The organism is Mycobacterium sp., assembly GCF_025965855.1.
GTDB lineage: Bacteria > Actinomycetota > Actinomycetes > Mycobacteriales > Mycobacteriaceae > Mycobacterium.
Genome location: NZ_JAOPWB010000159.1, coordinates 1 through 3,580, shown reverse-complemented (window position 1 = coordinate 3,580; position 3,580 = coordinate 1). Strand labels below are relative to the sequence as shown.

At 66.8% G+C, this 3,580-nt stretch carries 4 protein-coding genes; 2 read left to right on the top strand and 2 right to left on the bottom strand.

All coding sequences use genetic code 11. The features are described from left to right. Both JWP83_RS12650 and JWP83_RS12645 read right to left on the bottom strand, forming a co-directional pair. Positions 1 to 436 (bottom strand): response regulator (locus JWP83_RS12650; protein ID WP_297730287.1); only part of this gene is annotated, 436 nt, incomplete at its 3' end. Positions 437 to 552: 116 nt separating this feature from the next. After that, complete coding sequence (locus tag JWP83_RS12645) at positions 553 to 1,353, bottom strand: class I SAM-dependent methyltransferase (RefSeq protein ID WP_297730285.1); 801 nt, start codon at positions 1,351 to 1,353, stop codon at positions 553 to 555. A gap of 235 nt (positions 1,354 to 1,588) precedes the next feature. Here JWP83_RS12645 and JWP83_RS12640 point away from each other — a divergent pair, with 235 nt between their 5' ends. Then, positions 1,589 to 3,139 (top strand): GAF domain-containing protein, encoded by a 1,551-nt coding sequence (locus tag JWP83_RS12640; protein ID WP_297730292.1) that lies wholly within the window; start codon positions 1,589 to 1,591, stop codon positions 3,137 to 3,139. A gap of 203 nt (positions 3,140 to 3,342) precedes the next feature. After that, positions 3,343 to 3,580 (top strand): response regulator (locus tag JWP83_RS12635; RefSeq protein WP_297730289.1); only part of this gene is annotated, 238 nt, incomplete at its 3' end.

Sequence of the window (3,580 nt, the reverse complement as noted above, 5' to 3'; positions counted from 1 at the left end):
TACCAGGCAGCTCCTCGCGGATCACGCGCGCCGCATCCAGTCCCTCCGTGGAATGAGTCGGCGGCATCCGGATATCGGTCACCACCAACTCCGGGGCCTGCTCACGCACCAACCCCAGCAACTGCACGCCGTCACCGGCCTGCCCCACGACATCAAAACCCGACCGATCCAACAGGCTGGCCAAACCCTCGCGCAGCAACACATCGTCCTCGGCCACCACGACCCGTACCCGGCCCACATCTTGGCCGCCGTGTTGCGCCGCGGCGGGGCTGTCTCGATCGCCGCGCTGATCCCCACCAGTGACCGGCACGGCCATGTCATCCACCGTGAAACCGTTGCCGCGCTGGGCTTGTCTCAACTCTTCCCCGAGTTCGGCGGCGGTCGCGGGCCGATCCTCGGGAGCGCATCGAGTTTCCACTGGATCGGTCTCGGCCATCGGCGACCAGGAACCCGACACTCCGTGCCAGCACGCGCCTATCCATGCAATCTCCTCGACAACTTGATTGAGGATAGCTCGCGAGAGCCACCTGGTTCATCGGAAGTCACAGCGCCCTATCCGGGTGCGCGGCCCCATGCCCGGACTATCGGCGGAGCACAGAACCATCGCCTCTCGTCCTCGAGTTCGGCCTGCGCCGCCGCAACAACCTCGGGCGACACACCGAGTTTCACCAGTTGCTCATGGATTTGCACCCATGTGAGGTTCCACATACGTGCCAACGGCGAGCCGCCGCGGAACATGGGGATCTCGGCGTCGACTTCGACGTCGACGAGCCCGAGCGCCTCCAAGTGCACCGGCAAGTCGCGCGCCCACGCCTGATTCGCGCCTGCGATCTGCGTGGAACGCGCGAAGACCCGCCAGACATCCCCGAACGCACCCCTCATCTCGTCGAGCACGCCGAACTCGTCGCCCTCTTCGAGCACGAGAAGGCCGCCCGGTGCGAGGGCGCGAGCCAGCCGCTCCAGGATCTTGTCCCGCTGGGCTATGTGCAACAGCACTAGTCGCGTGTGGACGAAGTCGAACTCGAGCTCAGGAAGCTCGTCTGCGGCGAGGTCGATCTGTTCGACTTCGCCGCCGCGGTCGGGCAAGTCGGCCAGGTGGCGGGGGTCAGCGTCCACCGCGAGCACCCGGCCGCCTGGCGATGTAGCGCTGCACAGCCACCGCGCGAAGGAGCCGCCGCCGGCTCCAGCCTCCAAGCACCGCCATCCCGCACGCACTCCCAGCCGCTGCGCAAGCGCGATACTGGGCGGGTCGTAGGCCGCGCCGAGCAGGGCAAGGCGCTCGTCGGCAAATTCCCAATCGTTGGGAAGCGTGTAATGCGGATTCGGTGGGAGAGTAGGCCGCGGCCCGATCATGGCGCGATGCTACCTTGCGCGATCTGTACCCTCGAGCAGCCTTCATTGCGGCGGAGCAGCCAGCCGCCATCAGTACCGACCGCATCGGTCGCCCAGCGGGACGCCATAAGTCGGCGGGTTAGAATTCCGGTTGCGGTCACGTTCATGTCCGCACAAATCGATCTGAGCCGGCCTAATGACGCGGAGAATTACACAGGTGCCCGGCCGGCCAGCGTCGCGGCCGGCTGTTAGTCCCCTGGGCCTTCACGCCGCTACCGAGGTCCGCCCGTCGCCAGTACGGGCTCGCCCGGTGGCACTGTTGCTGCGTGCAACGCGCCCGCCGGTATGGTTAGGCCTGGTCGTCGCCGCGTCGCTCATCGCGGTGGAATCCGTTGTGGTGCTGCTACTCAAGCAGGTCGCGCCCGGCGATGCATTCGGCGTGGTGTATCTGGTCGGGGTTCTGACGGTCTCCACAATGTGGGGATTCGGGCTCTCGGCGACGACGTCAGTGGCCAGCGCCGTCGCCTTCGACTACTTCCGGAACCGGCCGGCGGACTTCGCCCTGACCAGAGTCGAAAACTGGGCAGTGATCGGCATCTTCCTGGTTGTCGCACTGGTGGCCAACGCGTTGGCCCACCTGGCCAGGACACGCGCCGTCGAGGCTGAGCAGAGCCGTGACGAACTTCGCGTGGTCGCCGACTTGCAGGCCTCGCTGCGACGGGTGGCGACACTGGTCGCCCGCGGGGTCGCCCCGTCCGAGGTGTTCTGCGCGGTAGCCGACGAGCTGGCCCGATGCCTGGGTGTGCGCCATGCGACTCTGTTTCGCTTCGAGCCCGATGGCGCAGGCCTGTTGATCGCAGGCCACCACGAGTCCGATCGGCAGAAACTGGCTGTTGGTCAGCGGTTTTCGCTGGACGGCGAATCTGTTGCGGCGATGGTGTTGCGCACCGGTCGTCCTGCCCGGATGGACAGCCACGACGTTGACAAAGCTCCCGGTCCGGCCGCCGGCTACATCCGTGAGCTGGGGGTGCGGTCGGGTGTCGGGGTGCCGATCATGGTCGACGGCCGCGTGTGGGGGGCGGCCATTGTCGGCTCGTCACAGCCCGATCCGCTGCCGCCTGATGCCGAGTCGCGGGTCGGGGATTTCGCGGATCTCGTCACGACCGCGATCGCCAATGCCGAGACCCGCGCCCAACTCACGGCGTCTCGCGCCCGGATCGTCGCTGCCGGCGATGAGGCCAGGCGCCGTTTTGAACGCGATCTGCATGACGGTGCACAGCAGCGGCTTGTTTCGCTGGGGCTCAAGCTCCGCTCAGCAGAGGCTTCCGTACCACCCGAACTCGCGTCGGTCCGCGAGCAACTTGCTCAGATTGTCGACGGACTGACCGGTGTCTCCACGGATCTCCAGGAGATATCCCGGGGGATCCATCCCGCGATCCTGTCGCGGGGCGGACTGGGGCCCGCTCTCAAGACGCTCGCCCGCCGCTCCAGCGTCCCCGTCGCGCTCCGCGTCGGTGTCGACCAGCGGTTGCCCGATTCCGTCGAAGTGGCCGCCTACTACGTCGTTGCCGAATCGCTGACCAACGCGGCCAAGCACGCGCAGGCATCCGAGGTGAGGGTGACCGTCGAAACCGACGGTCCCACCGTGCGTCTATCCATTCGGGACGACGGAACCGGTGGAGCCGACTCGGGCAGGGGGTCCGGGCTCACCGGTCTGGCCGACCGCATCGAGGCGCTCGGCGGACACCTGCAGATATCCAGTCCGATCGGAAGTGGGACCTCACTGCTCGCGACCATCCCGTTCTGACTGCGCACGACGGCGCTAGTGCGTGGTTCAACTCTTGAGTTGACCACGGTGATGTAGCGGCCGCCGCTGAACTCGGGGAAGAGTTGAGGCAGGCCCAGCGTGGCAATGGTTTCCCGGTGGATGAGATGGCTGTGCCGGTTACTGGTGGGGATCAGCGCGGCGATCAAGACAGCCCGGCCCCGGTGCACCAACGGGGCCCGGTGGTGGCTCGGGTGCGGGTGGTGGTGGCTGAGGATGATGTGTTGCTGCGGGAGGGTTTGGCCAGCCTGTTGGATCGGTCGGGTTTTGATGTCGTGGGGCAGGCCGGTGATGGTGTGCAGTTGCTGGGGTTGGTGCGTGAGCAGGCCCCGGAGTTGGTGGTGACCGATATCCGGATGCCGCCGACTCATTCCACGGAGGGACTGGATGCGGCGCGCGTGATCCGCGAGGAGCTGCCTGGTA

What these genes read in the sequence shown, in the direction of transcription:
- JWP83_RS12645 (WP_297730285.1), bottom strand. Translation starts at nt 1,353, where the DNA reads ATGATCGGGCCGCGGCCTACTCTCCCACCGAATCCGCATTACACGCTT.